General features: G+C 36.2%; 23 protein-coding genes. 15 read left to right on the top strand and 8 right to left on the bottom strand.

What is annotated here, in order from left to right; genetic code table 11:
- Positions 1-170: 170 nt before the first annotated feature.
- Complete coding sequence (purK, locus tag DZ858_RS01040) at positions 171-1,325, bottom strand: 5-(carboxyamino)imidazole ribonucleotide synthase (RefSeq protein ID WP_117157721.1); 1,155 nt, start codon at positions 1,323-1,325, stop codon at positions 171-173.
- Positions 1,326-1,624: 299 nt separating this feature from the next.
- Between purK and DZ858_RS01035 the strand changes: the two genes are divergently transcribed.
- The 8 genes from DZ858_RS01035 to DZ858_RS01000 all read left to right on the top strand — a co-directional run bounded on the left by DZ858_RS01035 (position 1,625) and on the right by DZ858_RS01000 (position 10,399).
- Positions 1,625-2,221 carry an RDD family protein gene (locus tag DZ858_RS01035; RefSeq protein WP_117157720.1) on the top strand — a complete coding sequence of 199 codons (597 nt, stop codon included), beginning with the start codon at positions 1,625-1,627 and terminating at the stop codon, positions 2,219-2,221.
- A gap of 124 nt (positions 2,222-2,345) precedes the next feature.
- Positions 2,346-2,918, top strand: a complete 573-nt coding sequence (locus tag DZ858_RS01030) for an adenylate kinase (protein ID WP_117157719.1) — start codon at positions 2,346-2,348, stop codon at positions 2,916-2,918.
- Between the two features lie 79 nt (positions 2,919-2,997).
- Positions 2,998-4,014: a GTPase ObgE gene (gene obgE, locus DZ858_RS01025; RefSeq protein ID WP_117157718.1), complete on the top strand. Its 1,017-nt coding sequence runs from the start codon at positions 2,998-3,000 to the stop codon at positions 4,012-4,014.
- Between the two features lie 83 nt (positions 4,015-4,097).
- The gene (locus tag DZ858_RS01020; protein ID WP_117157717.1) at positions 4,098-6,905 is read left to right on the top strand and encodes a DUF7619 domain-containing protein; all 2,808 of its coding nucleotides are present in this window, start codon (positions 4,098-4,100) and stop codon (positions 6,903-6,905) included.
- Positions 6,906-6,970: 65 nt separating this feature from the next.
- Positions 6,971-7,489, top strand: a complete 519-nt coding sequence (locus DZ858_RS01015; RefSeq protein ID WP_117157716.1) for a DUF4136 domain-containing protein — start codon at positions 6,971-6,973, stop codon at positions 7,487-7,489.
- The gene (locus tag DZ858_RS01010; RefSeq protein WP_117157715.1) at positions 7,489-8,016 is read left to right on the top strand and encodes a DUF4136 domain-containing protein; all 528 of its coding nucleotides are present in this window, start codon (positions 7,489-7,491) and stop codon (positions 8,014-8,016) included. The genes DZ858_RS01015 and DZ858_RS01010 overlap by 1 nt, the downstream gene beginning before the upstream one ends.
- A gap of 5 nt (positions 8,017-8,021) precedes the next feature.
- A complete protein-coding gene (locus DZ858_RS01005) occupies positions 8,022-8,978 on the top strand; it encodes a tetratricopeptide repeat protein (protein WP_117157714.1) in 957 nt (318 codons plus the stop codon).
- 65 nt (positions 8,979-9,043) lie between these two features.
- Positions 9,044-10,399 (top strand): UDP-N-acetylmuramate--L-alanine ligase, encoded by a 1,356-nt coding sequence (locus tag DZ858_RS01000; RefSeq protein WP_117157713.1) that lies wholly within the window; start codon positions 9,044-9,046, stop codon positions 10,397-10,399.
- Between the two features lies 1 nt (position 10,400).
- Here the strand turns inward: DZ858_RS01000 and DZ858_RS00995 are convergent, their stop codons facing one another.
- The gene (locus DZ858_RS00995) at positions 10,401-11,003 is read right to left on the bottom strand and encodes an FMN-binding negative transcriptional regulator (RefSeq protein ID WP_117157712.1); all 603 of its coding nucleotides are present in this window, start codon (positions 11,001-11,003) and stop codon (positions 10,401-10,403) included.
- Positions 11,004-11,058: 55 nt separating this feature from the next.
- Positions 11,059-11,508 carry a DUF1569 domain-containing protein gene (locus DZ858_RS00990; RefSeq protein ID WP_117157711.1) on the bottom strand — a complete coding sequence of 150 codons (450 nt, stop codon included), beginning with the start codon at positions 11,506-11,508 and terminating at the stop codon, positions 11,059-11,061.
- Between the two features lie 80 nt (positions 11,509-11,588).
- On the opposite strand from DZ858_RS00990, the gene radC reads away from it, so the two are divergent.
- Genes radC through DZ858_RS00960 form a run of 6 tightly spaced genes read left to right on the top strand, consistent with a single transcriptional unit; the run spans position 11,589 to position 17,042 of the window.
- The gene (radC, locus tag DZ858_RS00985) at positions 11,589-12,287 is read left to right on the top strand and encodes a RadC family protein (RefSeq protein WP_117157710.1); all 699 of its coding nucleotides are present in this window, start codon (positions 11,589-11,591) and stop codon (positions 12,285-12,287) included.
- A 6-nt stretch (positions 12,288-12,293) separates the two neighbouring features.
- Entirely contained in the window at positions 12,294-13,583 is a 1,290-nt protein-coding gene (locus DZ858_RS00980) for a polysaccharide deacetylase family protein (RefSeq protein WP_117157709.1), read from the top strand.
- Positions 13,576-14,259 (top strand): YjjG family noncanonical pyrimidine nucleotidase, encoded by a 684-nt coding sequence (locus DZ858_RS00975; protein ID WP_117157708.1) that lies wholly within the window; start codon positions 13,576-13,578, stop codon positions 14,257-14,259. The genes DZ858_RS00980 and DZ858_RS00975 overlap by 8 nt, the downstream gene beginning before the upstream one ends.
- 46 nt (positions 14,260-14,305) lie before the next feature.
- A complete protein-coding gene (locus DZ858_RS00970) occupies positions 14,306-14,851 on the top strand; it encodes a hypothetical protein (protein ID WP_117157707.1) in 546 nt (181 codons plus the stop codon).
- 5 nt (positions 14,852-14,856) lie between these two features.
- Positions 14,857-16,266: a DUF5723 family protein gene (locus DZ858_RS00965; protein WP_147309554.1), complete on the top strand. Its 1,410-nt coding sequence runs from the start codon at positions 14,857-14,859 to the stop codon at positions 16,264-16,266.
- A complete protein-coding gene (locus DZ858_RS00960; RefSeq protein WP_117157705.1) occupies positions 16,263-17,042 on the top strand; it encodes a hypothetical protein in 780 nt (259 codons plus the stop codon). Before DZ858_RS00965 ends, DZ858_RS00960 begins: the two co-directional genes overlap by 4 nt.
- Here DZ858_RS00960 and DZ858_RS00955 read toward each other — a convergent pair.
- Positions 17,039-18,316 carry a replication-associated recombination protein A gene (locus DZ858_RS00955; protein ID WP_117157704.1) on the bottom strand — a complete coding sequence of 426 codons (1,278 nt, stop codon included), beginning with the start codon at positions 18,314-18,316 and terminating at the stop codon, positions 17,039-17,041. The genes DZ858_RS00960 and DZ858_RS00955 overlap by 4 nt on opposite strands.
- Before the next feature lie 88 nt (positions 18,317-18,404).
- On the opposite strand from DZ858_RS00955, the gene DZ858_RS00950 reads away from it, so the two are divergent.
- On the top strand, positions 18,405-19,184 hold the full coding sequence (locus DZ858_RS00950; RefSeq protein WP_117157703.1) for a rhomboid family intramembrane serine protease: 780 nt from the start codon (positions 18,405-18,407) through the stop codon (positions 19,182-19,184).
- 14 nt (positions 19,185-19,198) lie between these two features.
- Here the strand turns inward: DZ858_RS00950 and rlmB are convergent, their stop codons facing one another.
- The 4 genes from rlmB to DZ858_RS00930 all read right to left on the bottom strand — a co-directional run bounded on the left by rlmB (position 19,199) and on the right by DZ858_RS00930 (position 25,194).
- The gene (rlmB, locus tag DZ858_RS00945) at positions 19,199-19,936 is read right to left on the bottom strand and encodes a 23S rRNA (guanosine(2251)-2'-O)-methyltransferase RlmB (RefSeq protein WP_117157702.1); all 738 of its coding nucleotides are present in this window, start codon (positions 19,934-19,936) and stop codon (positions 19,199-19,201) included.
- Between the two features lie 256 nt (positions 19,937-20,192).
- Positions 20,193-20,618, bottom strand: a complete 426-nt coding sequence (locus DZ858_RS00940; protein ID WP_117157701.1) for a hypothetical protein — start codon at positions 20,616-20,618, stop codon at positions 20,193-20,195.
- A 20-nt stretch (positions 20,619-20,638) separates the two neighbouring features.
- Positions 20,639-22,099, bottom strand: a complete 1,461-nt coding sequence (locus tag DZ858_RS00935; protein WP_117157700.1) for a RagB/SusD family nutrient uptake outer membrane protein — start codon at positions 22,097-22,099, stop codon at positions 20,639-20,641.
- A gap of 17 nt (positions 22,100-22,116) precedes the next feature.
- Positions 22,117-25,194: a SusC/RagA family TonB-linked outer membrane protein gene (locus DZ858_RS00930; protein ID WP_117157699.1), complete on the bottom strand. Its 3,078-nt coding sequence runs from the start codon at positions 25,192-25,194 to the stop codon at positions 22,117-22,119.
- Positions 25,195-25,277 lie beyond the last annotated feature (83 nt).

Raw genomic sequence — 25,277 nt, 5'->3', positions numbered from 1 at the left:
TTTTATATTTTACTCCCCCTTTGAAGGGGGTAGGGGGATGTTTTACACCCCTATAGTCCCCTCAAGGGGATAATTCTTTTAATTTTTTCAGTAAATTAGTGTTGACAACATAGTTTATTTCCTACCAACTACCAACTACCAACTACCAACTACCAACTACCAACTACCAACTACTCACTAACCACCCGTATAGTTTTCTTAACTTCTTCAGCGACTTTACGAGCTTGGTTAATGTCTTCATCTACAATCGTTACGTGCCCCATTTTCCGAAATGGGCGCGTTTGTTTCTTCCCATAAATATGGGGTGTAACGCCATCCATCGCCATAATCTTTTCAATGTTTTCATACTTTACATCGCCGGTATGGTCTTCATCGCCTACTAAATTAACCATAATTCCTCCTACTTTACTATCGGTTTTCCCTAAGGGTAAGTCTAAAATAGCACGCAAATGCTGTTCAAATTGGTTGGTGTAGCTAGCTTCAATACTGTAATGGCCACTATTATGAGGGCGTGGCGCTACTTCGTTAACCAAAATTTCATCGTCTTCTGTCTGGAAAAGTTCAACAGCTAACAAACCTACGTGTTCAAACGTTTCAGAAACTTGTTTGGCAACGGCTCTTGCTTTTTCGGCGACTTTAGGTTCTATTCGGGCAGGGCAGATAACGTATTCCACTTGATTGGCTTCCGGATGAAATTCCATTTCTACCACCGGATACGTGCGAACATCACCACTTGGGTTGCGAGAAACAATTACTGCCAATTCATTTTTAAAAGGAATCAATTTTTCAGCAATGCAAGATCCTTCGGGTAATGGGATTATATCTTCCGCATCACGGATAATGCTTACGCCTTTGCCGTCGTAACCACCAGTGCAGCTTTTCCAAACAAAGGGATAGTGCAATTCTTTGCGAACAATTGCTTCGTTCAACTCGTATTTATCTTTATAACGTTTAAAAGGCGAGGTGGGTATTTTATGTTCTTTATAAAACTGTTTCTGTACGCCTTTATCCTGAATTTTTCGAAGTGTTCTTGAAGAAGGATATACTGTAACACCTTCCTGTTCCAGTTTTTCCAATGCTTCAACATTCACGCCTTCAATTTCAAAAGTAAGCACATCTGCTTTTTTTCCGAAGGCATATACGGTATCATAATCCATCAGGTCACCTTGCTCAAAATGGTCGCAGGCAATGCGGCAAGGAGCTTCGGCGCTAGGGTCTAACACATTGGTTTTTATATCGTATTTACGTGTTTCGTACAGCAGCATTTTGCCCAGTTGGCCGCCACCGAGTATTCCGAGGGTGAAAGAGGACGAGAAGTAGTTCATACGCACAAAGATAACAAAAGGGTGTGGGAGTTTTTTATTTTTTTAAAAGAGAGTTTGCAGAGACATCTTGTGCTAATAGAGAAAAATATTTTAGTGTACCTTTTTAGTAGTTTTCTTCGACTTTACCCCCTATTTCCTTCGAGTTTTATACGTAAAAGCGGGGGTTTATTCGAAGGAAAGTCGAAGAAGACTCGAAGAAAAGTAGGGTGAAACTCGGTAAAATAGTGTTTAAGGAGTACCATAATTTAATTTTTTTATATGTTTACTGAAGCTGAAAACGACCAAGAGAAAATCTTTCTATGAAAAACGAATTTACGGATGTAATGTCCCAACGGACAGATAAAGAATTAATACAAATTGTAACTGCTGATAGGGTAAAATATCAGCCGGCTGCTTTGGAGGCCGCCAGCGCTGAAATTGAAAATCGAAATATAGACACAAGTACTTTTGAAATGCTGCGAGAACAAGCAGCAATACTACATAAGGAGAATGAGAAATTGGATAAAGCGACAGCACCCACCATCCTTCGTTTTGTCAATTATATAATTGATGTAGTGGTTTCTTACTTTTTTGCGATGGTAGTTTTCCTTATTTGTAGTTTAGTATTACCTGATCCGGAAAATCCAATTGTAGTGCTTGCCACTATAGCTTTAGTATTCGGTTCTTTTTTAGCATACTATATTATTATGGAAATTAAATGGCAGAAAACAGTTGGTAAATTTGCAACAAAAACTAAAGTGGTAATGATGAATGGCGAAAAACCAAGAGAGAAAGATTTTGTGTTACGAACCTTATGCCGTCTAATTCCCTTTGATCAATTTTCGTATCTTTTTATGAAGAATGGATTTCACGATGTATTGTCAAAAACGAAAGTGGTTAAAGAGACTAAGGATTAAATAGTTCTTTTTAGTAAAAACACTTTTACATCATACGCTTCTCAAGTGCTTTGCAATTAGTATCTTTGCACCTTCGTTATGTGGCGATTTATAAAAAAATTTATTCAGAAAGAACAAAAGAGTAATGACAAACATCGTATTATTTGGCCCTCCGGGAGCAGGAAAAGGAACACAAGCCGACGTTTTAAAAGAGAAATATAATCTGGTACACATTTCAACTGGAGATGTTTTTCGATATAACATAAAAAATAACACCGAATTAGGTGATTTGGCCAAAAGCTATATGGACAAAGGGCATTTAGTGCCAGATGAGGTAACCATTAATATGCTAAAAGCTGAAGTTGAAAAAAACGAAGATGCTAAAGGGTTTATTTTTGATGGTTTTCCACGTACCGAAGCACAAGCAGAAGCACTATCGAACTTGATGGATGAAAAAAATTCTCAGATAAATGCTATGGTTGCGTTGGAAGTAGATGATGAGGTGTTGATAACACGCTTGTTAGAACGCGGAAAAGTTAGCGGTAGAGCCGATGATGCCAACGAAGATGTAATTAGAGAGCGCATTGCAGAATACTACCGTAAGACGGATATTTTAAAAAATTACTATCAAAAACAAGACAAATACTACGGCGTCGATGGCGTGGGTAGTATTGAAGAAATTACGGAGCGTTTGAGTGAAGTAATTGACAAACTTTAAAACCTAAAAAGTAAAATTGAAAGTCATAAATGACACTTTTACATTTATGATTTTATATTTTGACTTTTAAATTTATACTATGACTGAAGGCAATTTTGTTGACTATGTAAAGATTCACTTAACTTCTGGTAAAGGAGGAAAGGGCAGTACGCATTTACGCAGAGAAAAGTACATCCCAAAAGGAGGCCCTGATGGCGGCGATGGTGGTCGAGGTGGTCATATAATTTTACAGGCCAATAAAAATATGTGGACGCTGTATCATTTAAAGTTTAAGCGTCACTATAAAGCTGGTCACGGTGGATCTGGAGGAAAACAAACGAGTACAGGTGCCGATGGAGATGATATAATCATTGAAGTGCCATTAGGGACGGTCGTTAAAAATACCGATACAGACGAAACCTTGTTCGAGATGACTGAACATGGGGAAGAACGCATTATCGCAAAAGGTGGAAAAGGTGGGAAAGGGAATGCACATTTTAAGTCTTCTACGAGACAAACCCCTCGTTTTGCACAACCCGGTCTGGACGGTGAAGAAGTAAACATAACAGTAGAGCTTAAAGTATTGGCAGATGTTGGTTTGGTAGGCTTCCCAAATGCAGGTAAATCAACCTTGCTTTCTGTGGTAACTGCTGCTAAACCCAAAATTGCTAATTATGAATTTACAACCTTAAAACCCAATTTAGGGATTGTAACGTATCGTGACCATCAAACTTTTGTAATGGCCGATATACCTGGGATTATTGAAGGAGCAGCTGAAGGAAAAGGCTTAGGGCACTACTTTTTACGCCACATAGAACGGAATTCAACCTTATTGTTTTTAATCCCTGCCGATGCAGACGATATTAAAAAACAGTATGATATTCTGTTAGATGAATTAAAACGTTACAATCCCGAGTTGTTAGATAAAGAACGCCTTATCGCCATATCAAAAAGCGATATGCTGGATGAAGAATTAAAAGGCGAACTAAAAGCACAATTGGATAAAGAGTTTAAGGATTTACCATATTTGTTTATTTCTTCTGTAGCACAACAAGGGTTGACTGAATTAAAAGATCAGCTTTGGAAAATGCTTAATAAAGATGTTGAAGACAAATAAATCACCTCTGCATCCTATAATGTCATGATTGCCAGTTTTTTGTAGTTTAAATTTAATATGTATTTTGCTGAAAAATCTTACAGATGGCAAAATATCTACTCACTACTTTACTTTTATTGATTTCTTTTGTTGGGGTTGGGCAGTGTCCTACAGAGCCCATTACATTAACAACACAAGCTGAAGTTGATGCATTTCAAACTGATTATCCTAATTGTACACAGTTACAAAATAGCTTAATTATTGATGGTGCTACGATTGATGATTTAAGTCAACTTACTGTGATAACAGAAATTCAAGGAAATCTACGCATTTTAAACACAATAAATCTTCAAAATTTAAATGGATTTCAGAATTTATCATTGATATATGATTTAGAAATAAGTAATAATAATTCTTTGCAGGATTTATCAGGACTTGGAAACTTATACCAAAACAATAACTATGATTTAATTGTTGATAATAATGACGCATTAATTAATTTAAATGGATTAGAGCAAATGATTAACCTTAATCATGTTTATATAATTAATAACGATTTACTTACAGGTCTTGAAGGGTTAAGTGGTTTAATTGATGTGGGTGAATTAAAACTAGAAAACAATATTTCTTTGACAGAAATTAGTGGTTTGCCTCGCTCTTTACAAATTTTTGAAATACGATTATTAAATAATCCAGTTTTAAGTGATATTACTGGATTGCAGTATGTCAAGACTGGCTCGGTTTGGGCTGGCTATATAGATATAATTGGAAACCCAATTTTATCAAATTGCAATATTTATAGTATTTGTGCAACCCTCTATATTGGTCACGTTACCATTGAAAATAATGGCGCAGGTTGTGAAAACGTTCCAGAAGTGGAAGCAGAATGTCCAACTTGTCCTACTAATGATGTAAATCTAAGCAGTCAAAGTGATATTGACAACTTTAGTGCTATGTATCCAAACTGTACCGTGCTCAACCATGATTTAAATATTGGCGGAGTAACTACTACAGATTTAACGCCCTTATCGCAAATAGAAAAAATATTTGGAGTAATTTCCATTAGTCAGGCACCACTATTAACAGATGTTGCTGGGCTAGAAAATATTGAATTTTTAAATTATGGCTCAATTGGTATAAATGGAACTGGGTTAGGTCAATTAACTTCTTTAGATGGATTATCTGGCGCTCATACAGAAGGAACTATGAGTATTCAGATTAGTGATATGGAAAATCTTGTAGAATTGCCCACATTTGGAACAGTTAAAAACATCCAAAGCATTTCTATCATAAATAATACCTCTCTTGAAAACTTAAATGGGTTCGAAGTTTCAGCAATTGTTGAAAGTGTTTATATAAAAGAAAATATGTCTTTAACTGATATTAGTGCTTTGGAAAATATAAATATCCTACATACTCTGTACATTGAAGATAATATGAACCTTTCTAATTGTAATATTTTATCGACTTGTAATTTTATTAATGATTCGGGTAATCCTACTATTCAAAATAATAGTAGCGGATGTAATAATGAGATTGAAGTAATAGAACAATGTGGCTTAGACCTAAACACAATTAGTGGAACTGTTACGTTTGATTTAAATAATGACACTTGTGATCTTACAGATCCAACTGCCAATTCAATTTTAGTAGATATTCAAAATTTAAATAATGGTAATATAACAAGAGTCTCAGCTTTAGAAGATGAAGGTTTTTTACGTTATGTCGCACAAGGTAATTATCGATCTACAATAGTCTCTGAGTCAATACCAATGGGTTTTGAAGCGATAACCACCGAAATAGTATCAAACTTTTCAGGTATTGGGGAGGTGGATACGATTGATTTCTGCCTCACAGCAACCGATGTTTTTAACGACTTAAAAGTAACCCTATTACCACTAAATGATGCAAGACCTGGTTTTGATGCTAATTATAAGGTAGTGTATGAAAACTTAGGGACAACAATTATGAATGGCGATGTTACGCTTACTTTTGATAATGTTCGCCAAACGTATTTAGCATCAAATCCAACTGAAAATAGCATAGATAATAATACTATAACTTGGCAGTTTGAAGAATTGCTTCCCTTTGAATCGCGTAGTATTTATGTAGATTTTAATAGCCTGCCACCACCTACTAATCAGGATGGAGATATATTGTCATTTATTGCTGAAATAAATCCTGTTGCAGAAGAAGCTACTCCAGAAAACAATGTCTATGAGTTTGACCAAACAGTCGTGAATTCCTTCGACCCTAACGATAAACAAGTACTTCAAGGTGAAGAAATATATGAAGATGAGGTTGATGGGTATTTAGATTACATCGTTCGTTTTCAAAACACAGGGTCTGCATCAGCAGTTAATATAACCGTAACCGACAACTTAAGCGATAATCTTAATTGGAATACGTTTAGAACGCTTTCCAGTAGCCACGACTATCGTGTAGAGATCTTGGACGGAAATGCGGTGTCTTTTATTTTTGAAGATATTTACTTACCACCAGAGTCAAGCGACTCGGAAGGAAGTAATGGGTATATTGCTTTTCAAATAAAACCAAACCAGACGCTTATAATAGGAGACGAAGTAGAAAATACGGCTAATATTTATTTTGATTTTAATCCGCCTATTATAACTAATACCGTATCGACTAAAGTTGTTGAACCTCTTTCGGTTGAAGACTTTTTATTAGAAAGGCTCATTACATTGCATCCTAACCCAGTCTCATCAACCCTACAGATACAAATTTCAAACAATCTAACGTTTCAAGAAGCGACGATATATTCCGTTTTAGGAAAACAGTTGATCACGACTTCAGAAAAACAAATAAATATGGAGGCGCTTTCTTCAGGAGTTTATTTTGTGAACGTCACCACGAACAAAGGAAGTTTGATTAAAAAAATTGTTAAACAATAATCAAACAAAAATCTATTGGCGTACTTTTTGCGTAGTTTTAGTGTAGAATAATAATTCTTGAAGCTATGAAGTACCCTTCTATTGTATTAATTACCTTATTGTTTATATCCTGCGGAACAAGTGTAGGCGTTGATTATGATAAAGAAGTTGACTTTTCGCAATACACTACCTATAACTTTTTTCCTACCATTCAATCTGGGTTAAACGACCTAGACGATAAACGTATTATGCAAGCAACCGATAGTGTGTTGCAAGCACGCGGTTTTGTAAAATCTGAAACACCACAATTGTATATCAACTTTTATGCAAAAGAAAACCTTCGGAGTTCTCGTAACACCATCGGCATTGGTGTTGGTGGTGGAGGTGGTAATGTAGGTGTAGGCGTTAGCGGTGGAATCCCCATTGGAGGTCGTATTTATGAACAAGCCATTACCATGGATATTATAGATGTTTCAAATGACGATTTGGTTTGGCAAGCAATCGCTGAAGCTGATTTAAAAGAAAAAGCCAATCCACTGCAGAAAAAAGAACATTATGAAGAAGTAGTTTCAAAAATCCTTAAAAAATTTCCGCCTTCCAAGTAATGAAATACGTTCTGTCGTTTTATATGCTTTTAGTATTGGTATCCTGTAGCACCACAATGGATGTTCAACACGATAAAACGATTGATCTTAGCAGCTATAAAACCTATAGTTTCTACCCCACAATAGACTCCAACCTCCCGGAAGAGGAAACGAAAAGAGTACTACAGGTTATCGCGCTTCAACTGTATAAACAAGGATATGAAAAATCCAAAACCCCAGACTTTTACGTAAATTTCTTTGTGGAAGAAAATTCATCGTATAGACCAATATCTTCAGAAGAAAAGAATAATTATACCGAAACCAGAAAAGAGAAGGCAGATACAAATAGAATTTACTTAAAGACAATTGCCATAGATCAATTACTATATTTGGACATTGTTGATGTTAAAAAAGATCAGCTTGCGTGGAATGTTGTAATTAAAGGTTTTATTGAAGAGCCCATTACCGACGAAAGGTTGTTTCAGTATTATTCTGAAAGAATAGAGAAAGCATTAAAAAAATTTAAAAAAAGCGCAATAGATAAATAAGTTATATGAAAAAAACACTGTTATTACTTTTATTGGCTCCGCTAATTATGTTTTCTCAAAGTACTTTTGAGCAAGCTGAAACATATTTTAAAAAGGAACAATTCAGCAAAGCAAAGCCACTTTTTAAACAATACCTAAAGTCTCATCCAAACGATGCAAAAACACGTGAATACCTAGGAGATATAGCTAGTTATGCAAAAGATTGGGATACGGCGATAGACTATTATGAGGAGCTAGTAGAAGAAGATCAAAACAGTGCCAATTACCACTTTAAATACGGGGGTGCTATGGGGATGAAAGCGCTAGAAATAAGTAAAATTAGAGCGCTTACCTATATAGACGATATTAAAGAGAACTTTGAGATAGCTGCCAAGTTAGACCCAAAGCATATTGAAGTGCGGTGGGCATTGGTGGAGTTTTACATTCAACTACCCGGTATTATTGGCGGAAGCGAAAAGAAGGCAAGAAGCTATGCCAATGAATTGTTGAGAATTTCACCTGTTGATGGTTTTTTGGCTAACGGCTACATTGCAGAATATAATAATCGGCCAGAAGATGCAGAGAACTATTATAAAAAAGCCATACAAGTAGGCGGTTCGCCACATACCTATGAAAAGCTCACTAGCTTATATGAAAAGAACGATAAGCCACAAGAGGCTATTAAAACTGCTTCAGAATCGCTTCAAAAGCACAAACGCAACAGTCTTAATTATCAAATAGGAAAAATTTCGGCACAATATAATTTAAGTCCGCAATTAGGGTTGGATTGTTTGCAGGCTTATATTAAAAACCATTCGGTACGGGATGGTGTACCCAAAGATTGGGCGTATTATAGAATTGCACAGATTTATAAAAACTTGGGCGATAAAAGCGATGCGCTCAATTGGATAAACAAAGCACTTTCCAGCCGTTCCGATTTTGAAGAAGCCGAAGAAGAAAAGGAGCAGATACTTTCTATGTAATTTGAAATAGGTAGTTCTAATTCTGAAATCTTATTACATAATAGTATCTTTACAAAAAACTCGTTATGCGCGTACATTTTATAGCCATAGGCGGTAGTGCTATGCACAATCTGGCTTTGGCACTTCACGAAAAAGGAGATCACGTAACCGGTAGTGATGATGAAATATTTAACCCTTCAAAAAGCAGGTTAGAAGCAAAAGGCTTATTGCCTAAAGAATACGGTTGGTTTCCTGAAAAGATTACTTCAAATCTAGATGCTGTTATTTTGGGGATGCACGCCAAAAAAGACAATCTTGAATTACTAAAAGCGGAAGAGTTAGGACTAAAAATATATTCATACCCAGAGTTTTTATACGAACAATCAAAACATAAAACCCGAGTGGTAATTGGAGGTTCACATGGAAAAACAACTATCACTTCTATGATTTTGCACGTCATGCATTATCACGATAAAGAAGTAGATTATATGGTAGGCGCACAATTAGAAGGGTTTGATACGATGGTGCACCTAACCGAAGAGAACGATTTTATTGTATTAGAAGGCGATGAGTATTTATCATCCCCAATCGACCGCAGACCAAAATTTCATTTATACCAACCAAATATTGCCTTATTGAGTGGAATTGCTTGGGATCATATCAATGTATTTCCAACGTATGAAAACTACGTAGAACAATTTGAAATATTCTTGAAACAAATTACCAATGGCGGAGCCATTATATACAATGAAGAAGACGCTGAGGTAAAACGAGTAGTAGAAGCAACCGAAACTCCCATAAAAAAATACCCGTACCAAACGCCTGAATATACCGTAGAAGACGGTGAAACATTTTTAGAAACACCAGAAGGCCCAATGCCGATAGAAGTTTTCGGGAAACATAACTTGAACAACCTAGAAGGCGCCCGCTGGATTTGCCAATTAATGGGTGTAGATGCTGATGATTTTTATGAAGCTATCGCCACGTTTAAAGGTGCCAGCAAACGTCTGGAAAAAATAGCCGAAACAAAAACAGCTGTTGCTTTTAAAGATTATGCACATTCGCCCAGTAAAGTAAGAGCAACCACGCAAGCCGTAAAAAACCAATATCCCGATAAAAAACTGGTCGCTTGTTTAGAGCTACACACCTATAGCAGTTTAAATCCCGAGTTTTTATCGGAATATAAAGGTGCTTTAGATGCAGCCGATGCCGCAGTGGTATTCTATTCGCCACACGCGGTGATGATTAAACAATTGGAAGAAATTAAAGCCGAACAAATAGAAGAAGCTTTCCAACGGGAAGATTTAATGATTTTTACCAATCCGGCCGATTTTAAAACCTTTTTGTATTCTGAAGACTACGAAAATACCGCTTTGCTATTAATGAGTAGCGGTAACTACGGAGGTCTAGACTTTGATGAGGTGAAAGAGTATTTGAAATAAATTACTTATCATATATAATTTTGATAAATCCGGAGATAGAGGCTCCGGATTTTTTTATGAGTGTATCTTTTGCATTTGCTTGATCCACCTCACTTTTATCCTGTGACAATTTAAACTTCCCTTCCCAATTGGTGATTTCAATTTCAAATGCTTGAATGTAATTAACAAACCGCTCCATTTTTGGGTTGTCTTTGTGTAAAACAAATTTATGCTCTGATTTTTCCAAGAACTTGGTCATGGCAATCATACTTTGTTTTGCAGCTTCAGGATTTTTTATTAATCGTATGTTTCCAGTAACATGGGTGATTATATAATTCCAAGTAGGTAGTTGGTCTTCCGAATCATAAATCGAAGGTGAAATATAGCAATCTGGCCCTTTAAAAACTACGGTAACAGAAGTGCCATTTTGTAACGTTTCTAATTGTGGATTGTTTTTATCAATATGTGCAACCAAACGACCCGTTTTAGCATTATAAATAAAAGGTATATGTGTTAAGAATGGCTTGTTGTCTTTGACAGAAACTAACATACCAAGTGGATACTGTTTGATTACAGCAATCATTTTATCAATATCGTCAACTTGATGATGTGGTGGTGGGTACATTTTTAAATAATTAAAGTGTAATATTATTTGTTAAAACTACAAGTTTATTCGTTTGTTAAACACCAAACTGCCGTAAATGATGGTCTAAATGTTTGTATTGCATTTTGCCCCATTGCTCATTGGTAAAATTACCAAATATAGGATGCGGTGGCAAAGTTACACTTTCGTCTTTTTTATTAAATTCTTCAAGAAGTGAAATCAATTGTGTTTTTTCCTTTTCAAAATCTTTAGTGTCGGTCACTATAAATTCTTTTGCAGTGGGTAAATTCTGTTTCCAAGGCTTATCGTTGTATAGCATTCTTTTAAACGATTTCATAATTAGCCCCATGAAAATATTCGGTTTTTTTACGGTGGTTTTTTGAAGCGCAACTTCAAGAGGTTTTTGACAATGGTGTATCATTTGTGCTGCATTCATCTTTCCCCATTGTGGAGGCTTATTAGATTCAACTTGATCTATCCGTTGTTTAATTTCTGAATATGCTTCTGGAGAGAATAAAGATTTCATAAAACTTGAACTTAGATTTTGACGCTTGCTGTTTTCAGTTTAAAGATACATTATTATCTTTAAAGGTTTAAGTGAACCAATTGGAAGAAAAACCAACATCCTTTTCAATAAAAAACTGGAGCGAAGATGACCGACCACGGGAAAAACTGCTTCAGAAAGGCCGTACAGCCTTGAGCGATGCCGAATTGATTGCTATTTTAATAAGTTCCGGTAGCCGTGCGGAAAGTGCTGTATCATTAAGTCAACGAATTTTAGCTTCTGCAGAGAACAACTTAAACCAACTAGGAAAACTCACAATTAAAGATTTAATGCAGTTTAAAGGAATTGGCGAAGCAAAAGCAATTACGATTGCTGCAGCGCTAGAATTAGGGCGAAGACGAAGAGCCGGTGAGGCATTGAATCGGAAAAAAATAACCTCCAGTCAGTCGGTTTTTGAATTGATGCAGCCCATAATTGGTGAATTGCCACACGAAGAGTTTTGGATTGTGTATTTAAACAATTCAAACAAAGTGTTGCAAACCTCGCAACTAAGCAAGGGCGGTATTACTGGAACCTTGGTTGATGTTCGCTTAGCCTTTAAAAATGCATTGCAACTGGGAGCGGTTGCCATCATTTTGGCGCATAATCACCCTTCTGGAACATTGAAGCCTAGTCAACCCGATATTAAACTTACCCAAAAATTAAAAATAGCAGGGGAAAGTCTAGATATAAAAGTGCTGGATCACCTTATAATAACCGAAAAAGCGTACTTTAGCTTCGCCGATGAATCGATGATGTAACCTTCTATGCTATTAATTTATACTCAAAAAATAACTCCAAGAACTACCTATATTTTCAAGCATATTTGTATGCGTATTCTGGGCTTGGAGGTTGGTTTTACCTCCGTTATTGAAGAATTGATAGGCCATTCTGGTCCAAAAATATCCTACGGAAAACAACCCATGGGCAATGAGCTTTTTATTCAAAGTCAAGGGCTGCTTACCGAGCAAGGAGTTGAAAGTATTGATATAACAGTTAAACCATGGGAAGAGACAATTTGTTTTTTTCCAGTTTCAGAAAAGAGTGCGCTCCCGTTTGATATTTTCTCAGCAGGGTTTTATTTATTGAGCCGGTATGAAGAATATTTACCGCACGTAAAAGATGAATGGGGGCGGTACCCAGTTTCAGAAAGTTTAGGATATAAAGCAAAATTTTTGCAGCAACCTGTAATTGATATTTGGGCTTATAAATTTAAAAATGTACTTAAAGAGCACTTTCCTAATATAGAATTTACAACAAAGAGCATGAGCATACACCCTGTAATTAAAGCGGTAGAGCCATATGCATACGAGCAAAAAGGCCTTTTTAGGTCGTTAATAGGATATATGAGCGACTTGTTTAGGTTTAGAATTTTACAGATAACTAGGCGAACGCAGGTAGTATTAGGAGTAAGGAGAGATCCAAACAACACTTTTAAGTGGATAATAAACAGAGCTAAACGCAGTAAAAATCCACTTTCAATTTTTTTCCTTTTAGGAGAAGCAGCAACTTTTAAAGAAAGCATAAATACACATCGGCAAAAATTTAAAATGCTCATAAAATATGTGAACGATTATAAAGAAGTAGGACTGTTGTTCTCTATGAGTGCCTTAGAAGAGTACGGAACACTAAAAAAAGAAAAAGAGCAGTTGGAAGAAATAACAAATAGAATGTTGTTAAGCACCATGGGTTCTCATTATTTAGTGAATTTACCAGATTTTTACAGAAACCTAGTCGAGCTAGAAATAAAGAACGACTATACCATGGTTTATAAGAACACAATAGGTTTTAGGGCAGGTACTTGTACACCCTTTCTTTTTTACGACTTGGATTATGAAATTAAAACTCCTTTAATAATACATCCATTGGCAGCCACTACTTTGGCATTTACCGATAAAAGTGAAATGGAAACTAAGAAAACCATCGATGCAATGTTTACTTCAGTAAAAAAAGTGAACGGTACATTCTCCATGGTTTTTAGTAACACCGATTTCTCTTCGGAAATAAATAAAATGTGGAAAAAAATATTTTCAGAAAAAATGTTACAAGATGAATAAGGTGACAGACGTTTTTTTCGACTTAGACCACACCTTATGGGATTTTGATAAGAATTCATACTTAGCATTTAAGCGTATTTTTGCAAACCATAAAATCCCCTTGGATATAGATCTTTTTATAAAAGAATATGAGCCCATTAATTTTGAGTATTGGAAGTTGTTTAGAGAAGATAAAGTTACTAAACAGCAATTGCGAAGAGGTAGGTTAACCGATGCTTTTAAGCTTTTTGACATGACCTACCCCATAACCAAAATCGATGCCATAGCACAATCTTACATCGATGAATTGCCGGGGGATAATCATTTATTTGATGGTGCATTAGATGTGTTGGATTATTTGTCAAAAAAATACAATCTTCATATTATAACCAATGGATTTCACGAAGTACAACATCTTAAATTGAAAAAAAGTGGGATATTTAATTATTTCAAAACAGTCACCACTTCGGAAGAGGTAGGGTTAAAGAAGCCCAATCCTGTTATATTTAAAACAGCATTGCAAAAGGCTTCAGTAAAAGCAGAAAACAGTTTTATGATTGGTGACTCATATGAAGCTGATATATTAGGTGCCAAGGCAATAGGCATGCAAACCATGTATTATAATTACAGAAGGACAAAACCCGCTGAAAACCAATTATTTGTTAACGATTTGTTTGAAATTAAAAAGATTATATAGTGAAATAATCAAGATATAAGTGCGTTAGTATTTAAAATCCCCTATAATGAAAACAAACCTATCAATGCCAATACTGGTTATTTTGGCGTGTAGCTCTTTATTTGCTTGTGTAAAAGACACCGATTTTGACCAAGCGGAAAGCATAGCTCTTACCCCTGTTGTTGAACTGGACTTAATTTACTTCAACTTAAAAGCAAGCGATTTTTTCGACTCCGTTACTTCCACACCTAGGCTTACCTTACGCGATACTACTGAGCTTCCTTTTCTGGATGATAATTTTGCTCAAGAGGGTTTAGTAAAAGCAGATTTCCTTTTTGAATTTACCAATAGCATTCCTAGACGGTTTGATGTTGATTTTCAGTTTTTAAATGAAAGCAATGTTGAAACCTATAGCACAGCCACCGTTGTTGCTCAAGGAAGCTCTCAAAATATCCAAACTACTGAATTTACACAAACGGTGGAAGGAAATGATGTAACCCAATTAACAAAAGCCTCTAAAGTTGTAGTGACAGTTATGATACCTTCTTCTAATGAAAACTTAGAAGGAGAGCTCAACCTGAAGTCTAAAACCACGTATTTCTTAGAACTATAAGCTACATGAAAAATATATTTATCTGTTTTATAGTGCTATGGTCGGGCGAGTTGCTTTCACAAAACAAACAAGTTCTGTATGGTCTAGAAGAAGTGCCTCAAAACCTGTTGCTCAATCCAGGAAGCAAAGTTCCACAAAAGTCACATTTCGGAATTCCTTTTCTGTCTCAAATTCATATTAATGGTGGAGCATCAGGTATTTCAATGTATGATATATTTCAGGAGTCTAGTACTGATATTAATTCCCGTATACGTGACAAAATCTTTGAAATGAATGACAAAGATTTCTTTACAATTAACCAACAACTTGCAATTATCGATTTTGGTTGGCTTGCTAATAGTGAAATCTATTTTTCAGGTGGAATGTATCAAGAACTGGACTTTATAAGCTATTTCCCTAGGGATTTTGCAATTTTAGCTTGGGAAGGGAATCAAAATTATCTAGATTATGAATTTGATCTTGGAGAAGTTAGTACCGCAGGAGAATTATTAACCGTCTTTCATTTTGGAGCTAACAAAAAAGTAAACGATAATTTAATTTTGGGTGTTAGAGCAAAAGTATATTCAAGTTTGATTCAATTTCAAAGTATAAACAATACTGGAACGTTTACAACCCGAGAATCTACAAATGGTATCAATATTTATGAGCACGAGTTACGTAACATCGATATGTCGGTACAAACATCTGGATATGCTTCTCTGCGTGATGCCGGTGGCAGTTCCGAAGTAATTAACGAAATATTGGGTCGCTCCTTTTTTGGTGGAAACTTAGGGTTAGGATTCGATTTTGGTGCCACATACGATATAGGAAAGTATTGGACCGTAAGTGGAAGCGTTTTAGATTTAGGCATGGTGTTCCATACAAATGGTGTAGAAAATTACGAGTCTAAAGGTGATCATACCATAAACGGGATTGAGTTGATTTTTCCATCCATAGAAGATGGAGAATCTGCTATTCCTTATTTTTCCAATGTAGTAGAAGAGTTTGAAAACCAGGTAGGAGTAGATACCTTACAAACTCAATACACGCAATTACGTCCTGTAAAGCTAAATGCTGCAGTAGAATATCGCTTGGGAAGCGGCAGGGGAGGTGCCTGTGACTGTTATAATATGAGCGGTGCTGTAGAAACGAATCAGGCTGTAGGCCTACAAGTATTCAGTGTTTTAAGGCCTAAAGGACCACAATTAGCTGGAACCTTATTTTATTACCGTAGGGTATGGGATTTTCTATCGGCAAAAGCTACTTATACCGTAGATACTTATTCGGCCTCAAATTTGGGGTTGGGTATGGTTGCAGACCTTGGAAAGTTTAATTTTTATTTAACTGCCGACAATCTGCTCCGTTACGGAAATATAGCTAAAGCAAAATCCGTATCTTTACAACTAGGTTTCAACATAAAAATAAACCAAGAATGACAAAAAAAATTATCCTGACTTTATTCCTATTTGCGAGTATATCTTCATATGCACAAAAAACACTGAACGATTATAGCTTTATTATTGTGCCAGAACAGTTTGATTTTTTGGAAGGGAAAGACAAGTATAAGTTAAGTTCACTCACCGAATTTTTATTCAATAAGCACGGCTTCAATGCTTTTTTGGCTTCTAAAGCTCCCAATGTAAAACGCTGCAATGGACTTTATGCTGACATTAAAGAGGACAACTCTTTTTTTAGGACAAAACTGATCATAACCATTAAAGATTGCAATGAAAATATAGTTTATACCAGTAACGAGGGTGTAAGTAAATTTAAAGAGTATAAAAAGGCCTATCAAGATGCTACAAGAAAAGCTTTTGAAAGTATAGAGGCATTAAATATTCAACAAAAGGATATTGAAATTTTACAAGCAGAAGAAATAAATGAAGCTGAAAATGTAACTGAAACGATTACAAGAAAACAACCTATTGTAAACAATACTGCCCTTGGAAATTTACCCAATGCAAAATTTTCAAACTATAAAAAAGATGGGAAATCCTATTTGCTTCGGAAAACAGACAAAGGGTATTCACTTTATGAAGAATCTTCTGAAGCTGAAAATGGTCTACAATTAGTAGGTGCCTTAATTAAAACAGATTCCGAAGTAAAATTTACAAACCTCAATGGCGAAACGTACGACGTTTACTTTGATGAAGATAAAAATCTCTCTATTTTTAAAGGAGAAGAGGTGATTTTATATAATTTAGTTCGCTAAAACTTGTATTTATCCTTCCAAAGCGATTTTAAGTAGTTTTTCAAATTGTTTTCTTTACTGTTATTTCCGGGTTTATATAAGGTTGTCCCCTTAATCTCTTCGGGTAAAAACTCATGGGGTGTAAAGTTACCTTCATAACTGTGTGCATATTGATAGTCTTTTCCATATCCCAACTCTTTCATTAATTTAGTAGGAGCATTCCTTATTGATAATGGTACGGACAAATCTCCAGTCTGTTTAACCAATTGCTGTGCTTTGTTGATGGCCTCATAAGATGCGTTACTTTTTGCTGAAGTAGCCAAATAAATGGTACACTGACTTAAAATAATACGGGCTTCGGGATACCCAATGGTATTAACTGCTTGAAAGGTATTGTTGGCCATAACTAGTGCCGTAGGATTAGCAAGGCCAATATCCTCTGAAGCTAAAATAACCAAGCGCCGCGCTATAAACTTTATATCCTCACCACCTTCAATCATTCGTGCCAACCAATACACAGCTGCATTTGGATCGCTACCACGAATGCTCTTAATAAATGCAGAAATAATATCGTAATGCTGTTCACCAGCTTTATCATAAAGCACCGTGTTTTTTTGTACTTTTTTCTGTACCATTTCATTGGTAAGGATAATAGTATCACTTTTTTCTGAAACCACTACCAATTCTAGTATATTTAATAATTTACGACCATCTCCACCAGATAATCGCAGTAAGGCTTCTGTTTCTTTTAATTCAATGTTTTTTTGTTGTAATAACTCATCTTTTTCAATGGCACGCTTCAGTAGGGCTTCTAGGTCTTCTTTACTAAACGGTTTCAATACATATACTTGACAGCGTGACAATAGGGCAGGGATCACTTCAAAACTTGGATTCTCGGTTGTAGCCCCAATTAAGGTAACCCAACCTTTTTCAACGGCACCTAATAAAGAATCTTGTTGCGATTTACTGAACCTATGTATTTCATCAATAAAAAGTATAGGGTTTTTGGCTGCAAACAGATCGTCGCTCTTTTTAGCTTTGTTTATAACTTCCCGCACCGCAGCAACACCACTATCAACGGCACTAAGTGTATAAAAAGGTCGGTTAGATTGGTTGGCAATAATTGAAGCAAGGGTAGTTTTCCCAATTCCAGGGGGTCCCCAAAGGATTATCGACGATAAAACACCGGATGATAATTGGGTAGTTAAAGCACCATTTTTACCAACCAAGTGTTGCTGGCTAATATAATCTTCAAGGGTTTTTGGGCGTATGCGTTCTGCTAAAGGTGTATTCATATAGCAAAATTACAATTTTAAGTATCGTGTTTCACTGACAAATTATCATTAATTTAGTGTTGGGATTACTTTTTGTTACTTAGAATATATGTCCAAAAAAGAACCTTTATCATTTTATCCGGGAGTCATTTATGGTCCTTTGCTGTTTGTGCTCACTATATGGATTGTATATTGGGCTGAGATACGCTTTGGTTGGCGATTTACAACCTACGGAATATATCCACAGCGAATAGAAGGATTAAGGGGTGTTCTTTTTGGACCTTTTATTCATGGTGGACTGCAGCATTTATTTAATAATTCTGTTCCACTTTTTGTATTGATGGCTTCTCTTTTTTACTTCTATCGTAAGGTGAAATGGAAGGTTTTGTTGGGTGGTATAGTATTGACGGGTATATTAACGTGGACGATAGGTAGACCATCTTATCATATAGGAGCAAGCGGAATCGTGTATTTATTAGCATCATTTCTGTTCTTTAGAGGTGTTTTTTCAAGAAAGTACCAATTAATTGCTTTGTCACTAGTGGTTGTTTTTCTATATGGAAGTTTATTGTGGTATGTATTTCCTATCGATACAAAAATATCTTGGGAAGGTCATCTATCCGGTTTTTTGGTAGGTCTAGTCTTTGCTTTTCTTTTTAAAGAAGAAAAGATCCCAGAAAAAAAATATGACTGGCAACGGGAGGACTATAATCCTGAAGAAGACAAATTTTTACAGCAATTTGATGAAGATGGAAATTTTATTGAAACTACGGACGAAACTGTAACTGAGCCTAAAACTGAAGCAGAAATTGAAGCCGAAATCGAAAAAAAATTAACAAAAATTAATTATTATTTCAGGGGAAACTCGGAAGGCGATACTAATACTTAAAGCCTTTTTTATATTTATTTAGCACGTTGCCGCACTACTTCATATAAAAAGGCACCACAGGCAACACTTACATTCAAAGAATTAATTTCACCCAGTAGTGGTAATGCAGCTTGCTCATCAACTATTTTTAAAACGGAAGTAGAAACTCCTTTGCCTTCGGAACCCATTACTAAGGCCAAAGGTTCATTAAAAGAAGTGTTATAAATGTCTTTTTCAGTTTTTTCTGTAGCCGCAACAGTTTTAATGCCTGAACCTTGAAGATAATAAATGGCATCCTTTATATGATTCACTTTACAAATAGGCATGTTAAATATAGCTCCTGCCGAAGTCTTTACCGTATCACCAGATACAGGGGCACCTCCTTTTTTCTGAATAATGATGGCATCTACACCTGTACACTCTGCAGTACGAATAATAGCACCAAAATTACGCACATCGCTAATCTGGTCTAACACTAAAAACAAGGGTACATTTTTAGATTCTAAGCTTTTTTCAACAATTTCTTCAAGGGCTACAAATGAAATAGGTGAGGTGATAGCAACAACTCCTTGGTGGTTACCATTCGTTAATCGATTCAGCTTTTCAACCGGTACGTGATTAATAGTGACTTGCTTATTTTCAAGTTCTGAAATTATAGCAGCTAGTTTATCGTTATCGGAGTCTTTTTGAATGTAAACCTTATCTATTTCAGTATCAGATTTAATAGCCTCTAGTACTGGATAAATACCAAAAATGTTGTCTTTTTTGCTCATACTGCAAAAGTAAGAATTAAAAAGAACATATAATATGTGGAATCTAGCTTAGATTCCAACTAATTGAAATAATAGGAGCATTTAGTCAAGCATTTTTATATTGTGTGTTTGATTTAATAAAGGAAAATTTGTTAAGCAGTAAAACGTTTTTAGATAGGTGCCAGTTAATTTGTGTTTACATTAATAAGTCTAGAAAATGGTATAAAAAAAGGCCGCCTATAAAAGGCGACCTTGTTAGATTTAATAGAGAGTTTATTTATTCATCTCTAGTGAAGGTAATTACTGCTGGACCTCCAGAAACGTAAGCATTGGCACGTTCAATTAAAAGTGTCAATGTTTTTTCTTCCTCTGTAAGAGATATACCAAATCCAGTAATATCAATAGAACCTTCTCTTTCACCTGCAAGTATGGTTACAGTATTTTCAAAAGTGTAACTTTCTGGTTCTACATCACTTTCAACTATCACTACGTTAAATGTTCTGTCAGCGCTTGTAGCCTCTGAACTAAAAATATTTAAAGTTTCTGTTTTTTCTTCACCATCTTCAAGTTCAAATGCCTCACCAGGTGTTGAGAACCCAACTACAATTTCTCTAGGAGTGTCATAGTCATCATAATTAGTCTCACACGAAACCGTAAAAATGGCTAATGTTAGTATCGCAAATATTATATTTAATCTTTTCATTTTGTCGGATTTTTAAATTATTAATACCCAGGATTTTGCTGTAGATTTGGGTTTGTATCTCTTGATGCTTGCGAAATTGGCAATTGAAACTTAAAGCTACTCGCTTGTAAAGTTAATTGTTCGGAAGCTGTCCCTGTTCCATCAGCAAACTCCCCTGTACTCAATCTTGTTACAGGAAGTCCCCATCGCTTAAGGTCAAAATACCGTTGGTATTCAAAAGCAAACTCTAATCGTCTTTCCAAACGGATGGCATCACGCAATGCATTGCCAGTTTCGCCACTTGGTGGAGTTTCATATCTTTTTGTTCTTACAGCATCTAAGGCTGTCCTAGCTCCACTTTCATTCCCTAAGTTATACTGAGCTTCTGCTATGTTTAATTGAGCCTCTGCAGCACGGAAAATTTTAAAATCAACTTTTCCATTAAAGCTACTACCACGACCAAATAATTTTTTTATAGCATTGTACTCATTACCTCCAGTATCAGTACCAGAGAAGGTATAAGCATCTCTACGAATATCATCATCTTCAAACAAGTTATATAATCCAAAAGAAGCTGCGTATTCGGGTATTAAATTAGGAGGGGGACCTTGGCTCCAAACAATACCAGCGCTTTGATCTACCACTCCTACTTCATTAGGGATGTTAAAAAGCACGCCAGATTTGTTATCATCTGTCCAAACTCCAACTACATCTGCTCTAGGAGCAACAGGAGTACTTACCTGATTGGCGGCATTGATTGCATTTTGCCATTGACCCATATATAAATATACACGTGACAATAATAAGTTAACTGCATCTGTGCCCATCCTGCCTGGACCGTTGTCACTATTAATATTTGCTGCGGCATCTGCTAGGTCTATGGCGATATTGTTGTACACTTCACCTACTGATATTCTAGCGGGTTCAATTACTGGGTCTGGTTCGGTTACATAAGCAATACCCAAAGCGCTGTTAGCATCTCCAGATTGTGTAGGTATTTTACCATAAAAGTTTACCAAGTTAAAGTTAGCCAAAGCCCTCAAAGCCTTTGCCTCTGCAATGATGTTAGCCTTGGATTCACCTTCAAAATCATCAGCAAATGCTAATAAGGTGTTGGCTCTGTAAACCAATTCATATGAATAGAAGTAAAGACCTCCCAAAATTGAATTAGCAGCTGAGTAGTTCCAGTTATGAGCTGTAAATTGAGTGTTACGCCCAGCCTGTGCTAGTGTAACATTGTCTGATAATATATCAGGTGTACTTAGCATAGAGCCAGCGTCGCTACCTCCATAAATAGTTGGAGCTGTACTGCCATCTTCAAAGGTTTTTTGAACTAAGATACTGTAAACCCCGCGAATTCCATTTTCAAAATCTTCTGCGGTAATATACGCTTGACTCGTACCGAATTGATCGAAAGGTACTTGGTCTAGTTCATTATCGCAGGAGGTTGAAAACCCAGCGATAAGAGCTAAAATTGTTATTTTATAAAATATATTTTTCATTTTGTTTTTTTTTATTATTAGAAACTTACGTCTAAACCTACTTGAACAGATTTAGTGTTGGGGTAACTGTATAAAGTAACTTCTCCAGGTGCAACTGTATCTGCAAAATTAATGGTTTCTCCAGATGAGATACCTACTTCAGGATCGCCCCAGAACTCTGTAAAGGTCAATAAGTTTTGTCCTTGTACATATACCCTTAAGGTGTTAAACGGGGTTTTATCCAATATGTCATTATTAAAATCGTAAGACAAAGTAACGTTACGCATACGGATATAATCTCCTTTTTGTAAGAATTGATCTGAATCAACCCCTGCTATCTCATTTCTGTAAATTGGGCTTGGCAATACACCAGTATCTCCTGGTTCTTGCCAATAATTGAACGCTTCTACTGCTTGGTTATCAGCAATGGTCGAACCATTGGAAAGCCTCTGTGAGCGTACAATGTTGTTAATCCAGTTTCCTGCTTTAAAAACAAAGTCTGTTCTCAAACCAAATCCTTTGTATCGTATATTGGAGAAGAATCCTCCTTCAGTATCGGCGATGGTTGACCTTCCGTTTAAAACTCTATGTTCAATAGTTTCTCCGTTTTCGTCAACAACATTTGGCAGTTGTTCAGCGGTATAGATATTATCATCACCACCATAAAATAAAGGCTGTCCATTTGCTGGATCTACACCGGCATAACGTACTAAATAGTGTTCGTTTATCTTAGCTCCCTCTCTATAAAGAATACTAAAGGTATTAGGAGTGATATCTTCTCCATCTGGTAATTCCACAATTTCGTTATCCAAGAAAAGAACGTTACCTCCAACAGTCCAAGTAAAGTCAGAACTTCTAAAGATATCTCCTTGCAATGAAACCTCGAAACCAGTGTTCTGTATTTTACCAAGGTTACCTGGGATACTTCCTACACCCGCTTCATCAGCGGCAGGGATATCGAAAAGAAGGTCTTCAGTGTCCCTTACAAAGTAGTCAGCAACGGTACGCAACCTGTTGTTGAACATGTTTAGTTCTAAACCTACGTTATAAGTTGTAGTGGTTTCCCATTGTAAAGTAGGGTTTCCTATATTGGCAGGATCAGTACTGTTACCTCCTGTATACGGACTAAAAGTAACGGTAGGAAGTGCATCATAGCGCCCAATACCATCTCGGTTTCCTACAGTACCGTAAGCTCCCCTTAGTTTTAAATCGTCTATGGCATCTACATTAAAAAAGTTCTCTTTAGCTAAGTTCCATCCTACACTAAAACTATAGAATAAACCGTATTGCTCGTCAGCACCAAAGTTGGATGAACCATCACGGCGTACCGAAGCAGATGCTAAATAGCGTTCTTTAAAATCATAATCGGCAAATACACCATACGATACCAAAGTACGTCTGTTTCTTCTTGTATTACCATCTGTTAGTTGTGCACCGTTAATTTGCGTGGTCAACGTTTCCGATGCAAAACCAATACTTCTTACCAAGTAACTATTGTTTTCGTTCATGTTGTATTCATATAACCCCAATACATTTAAATTGTGGTCTTCGGTAGATAAGGTGTAGTTAAGACGGTTGCTTACCGTTAAATCCAATCGTTGAATACCACTATCAACTTTGTTACCTGGGTTATCAGGATCACCAATTAAACCATCTAATATACCGCCTGGTTTGGAGTAGCCTTCTTGCCTTTGATTCACATGGTTTACCGCTGTTGCAAAGGTGTATGACCAATTATCGTTAAACTTAACGGTAGCGTCTGCACTTGCCAAAGTTGTATTTTGGATTAATAGGCTTGGCTCACTTAATAAAGCTCCTCTAATTGGAAATCCTGAATGGGTTGGGTTATAAATAGGATCGCCATTTTCATCTAATTGACGTGTGCCGTCATCATTCAACAAAAATTCTGGTTCATAACCATTGTAATCAAGCATCCCTCTAAATGGGTTTTGAGCATTGTTTCTGTCACGAGGCTCATCACTTAATGACCTAGAGTACCCAACGTTTACGCCAATGGATAACCATTCTTTAGCGTCAAAATTAAGGTTTAATCGTGAGTTTAGACGTTCGAAACCGTCAATTTGATCAATAATACCAGTGTTTCTATCATGTCCTACAGAAAAGTAGTAGTCCATTCTTTCAGCTCCACCAGAAAATGAAATATTGTTGTTTTGAATAATACCTTCCTTTAAGATTAAGTCTTCCCAGTCTACAGCATTGTCTAATAAAAACTGACGCTCAGGACTTCCCGGAGCAGTAGTTACACCTGGTAAAGAGCCTGCCGCAGTAACACCTAAAGCAAATAGTTCTGCTTCATATTGTAGTTTTTGAGAGGCATTCATCATATCGTAGTTAGGTTCTATACGTGAAGTAACTCCATATCGTGAACTAAATCTTACTGTAGCATCTTTATTTCTGTTACCGCTTTTTGTAGTAATTACAACCACCCCGTTAGCACCACGAGAACCATAACGAGCTGTAGTAGCAGCATCTTTTAAAATGGTAATGTTTTCTATTACTTCGGGAGCTAAATTTCCTAAATCTTGCTCTCTAATAGGAGCACCATCCACAATATATAATGGTGAAGAAGCACCGGCTACTAATGAACCTTGACCTCGAATACGTACAAACGCTCCTTGCCCTGGTTTACCATTAGCGGCTGTTACCTGAACACCTGCTGCTTTACCTTGTAACAAGTTGTCAACACTAGTTGTCGGTGCAAGTTGCTGTATGTCTTCAGCAGATATTGATACTACTGCAGATGTCTGTACCGTTTTGTTTCGGGTAGAGTATCCAGTAACTACCACTTCTTCAAGTGTTGCTCCAGCTGCCATCTCAACATTTATGTTGTTTGAAGATGCCACCTTGACCTGCTTAGTTTCAAAACCAACATAGCTATACGTCAATGTTTGTCCAACTTCAGCTCCAATAGAGTAATTACCATCAAAATCTGATTGTGTACCTGTACTTGTGCCCTTGATTATGATATTTACCCCAGGTAAGGGTAACCCAGTATCATCGGTAATAGTACCTGTAATTGTTTTTTCTTGTGCGAACGATAGTTGCACTACTAACGCTAGTAAAAGCGTTATAATTCCACTAAACTTTGTTTTCATTTTATAATTTATTTGAATTAGCCAACGCCAAAAATCATAATAAAAAGTTAATTACACAACTTTTATACGGTAAATTTTAGTTT

It is taken from the genome of Marixanthomonas ophiurae, from assembly GCF_003413745.1.
Classification (GTDB): domain Bacteria; phylum Bacteroidota; class Bacteroidia; order Flavobacteriales; family Flavobacteriaceae; genus Marixanthomonas; species Marixanthomonas ophiurae.
This window is presented reverse-complemented; position numbering and strand designations above follow the sequence as displayed.

Bases quoted from the DNA above. Each gene is read 5' to 3' on its own strand.
- DZ858_RS01010 (WP_117157715.1), top strand. From the start codon at position 7,489: ATGAAATACGTTCTGTCGTTTTATATGCTTTTAGTATTGGTATCCTGT.
- DZ858_RS00955 (WP_117157704.1), bottom strand. From the start codon at position 18,316: ATGAATACACCTTTAGCAGAACGCATACGCCCAAAAACCCTTGAAGAT.
- DZ858_RS00960 (WP_117157705.1), top strand. From the start codon at position 16,263: ATGACAAAAAAAATTATCCTGACTTTATTCCTATTTGCGAGTATATCT.
- DZ858_RS00930 (WP_117157699.1), bottom strand. From the start codon at position 25,194: ATGAAAACAAAGTTTAGTGGAATTATAACGCTTTTACTAGCGTTAGTA.
- DZ858_RS01030 (WP_117157719.1), top strand. From the start codon at position 2,346: ATGACAAACATCGTATTATTTGGCCCTCCGGGAGCAGGAAAAGGAACA.
- purK (WP_117157721.1), bottom strand. From the start codon at position 1,325: ATGAACTACTTCTCGTCCTCTTTCACCCTCGGAATACTCGGTGGCGGC.
- DZ858_RS01020 (WP_117157717.1), top strand. From the start codon at position 4,098: ATGGCAAAATATCTACTCACTACTTTACTTTTATTGATTTCTTTTGTT.
- DZ858_RS00990 (WP_117157711.1), bottom strand. From the start codon at position 11,508: ATGAAATCTTTATTCTCTCCAGAAGCATATTCAGAAATTAAACAACGG.
- obgE (WP_117157718.1), top strand. From the start codon at position 2,998: ATGACTGAAGGCAATTTTGTTGACTATGTAAAGATTCACTTAACTTCT.
- DZ858_RS00970 (WP_117157707.1), top strand. From the start codon at position 14,306: ATGAAAACAAACCTATCAATGCCAATACTGGTTATTTTGGCGTGTAGC.
- DZ858_RS00940 (WP_117157701.1), bottom strand. From the start codon at position 20,618: ATGAAAAGATTAAATATAATATTTGCGATACTAACATTAGCCATTTTT.
- DZ858_RS00975 (WP_117157708.1), top strand. From the start codon at position 13,576: ATGAATAAGGTGACAGACGTTTTTTTCGACTTAGACCACACCTTATGG.
- rlmB (WP_117157702.1), bottom strand. From the start codon at position 19,936: ATGAGCAAAAAAGACAACATTTTTGGTATTTATCCAGTACTAGAGGCT.
- DZ858_RS00965 (WP_147309554.1), top strand. From the start codon at position 14,857: ATGAAAAATATATTTATCTGTTTTATAGTGCTATGGTCGGGCGAGTTG.
- DZ858_RS00950 (WP_117157703.1), top strand. From the start codon at position 18,405: ATGTCCAAAAAAGAACCTTTATCATTTTATCCGGGAGTCATTTATGGT.
- DZ858_RS01035 (WP_117157720.1), top strand. From the start codon at position 1,625: ATGAAAAACGAATTTACGGATGTAATGTCCCAACGGACAGATAAAGAA.
- DZ858_RS00935 (WP_117157700.1), bottom strand. From the start codon at position 22,099: ATGAAAAATATATTTTATAAAATAACAATTTTAGCTCTTATCGCTGGG.
- DZ858_RS01000 (WP_117157713.1), top strand. From the start codon at position 9,044: ATGCGCGTACATTTTATAGCCATAGGCGGTAGTGCTATGCACAATCTG.
- DZ858_RS01015 (WP_117157716.1), top strand. From the start codon at position 6,971: ATGAAGTACCCTTCTATTGTATTAATTACCTTATTGTTTATATCCTGC.
- DZ858_RS00980 (WP_117157709.1), top strand. From the start codon at position 12,294: ATGCTATTAATTTATACTCAAAAAATAACTCCAAGAACTACCTATATT.
- DZ858_RS00995 (WP_117157712.1), bottom strand. From the start codon at position 11,003: ATGTACCCACCACCACATCATCAAGTTGACGATATTGATAAAATGATT.
- DZ858_RS01005 (WP_117157714.1), top strand. From the start codon at position 8,022: ATGAAAAAAACACTGTTATTACTTTTATTGGCTCCGCTAATTATGTTT.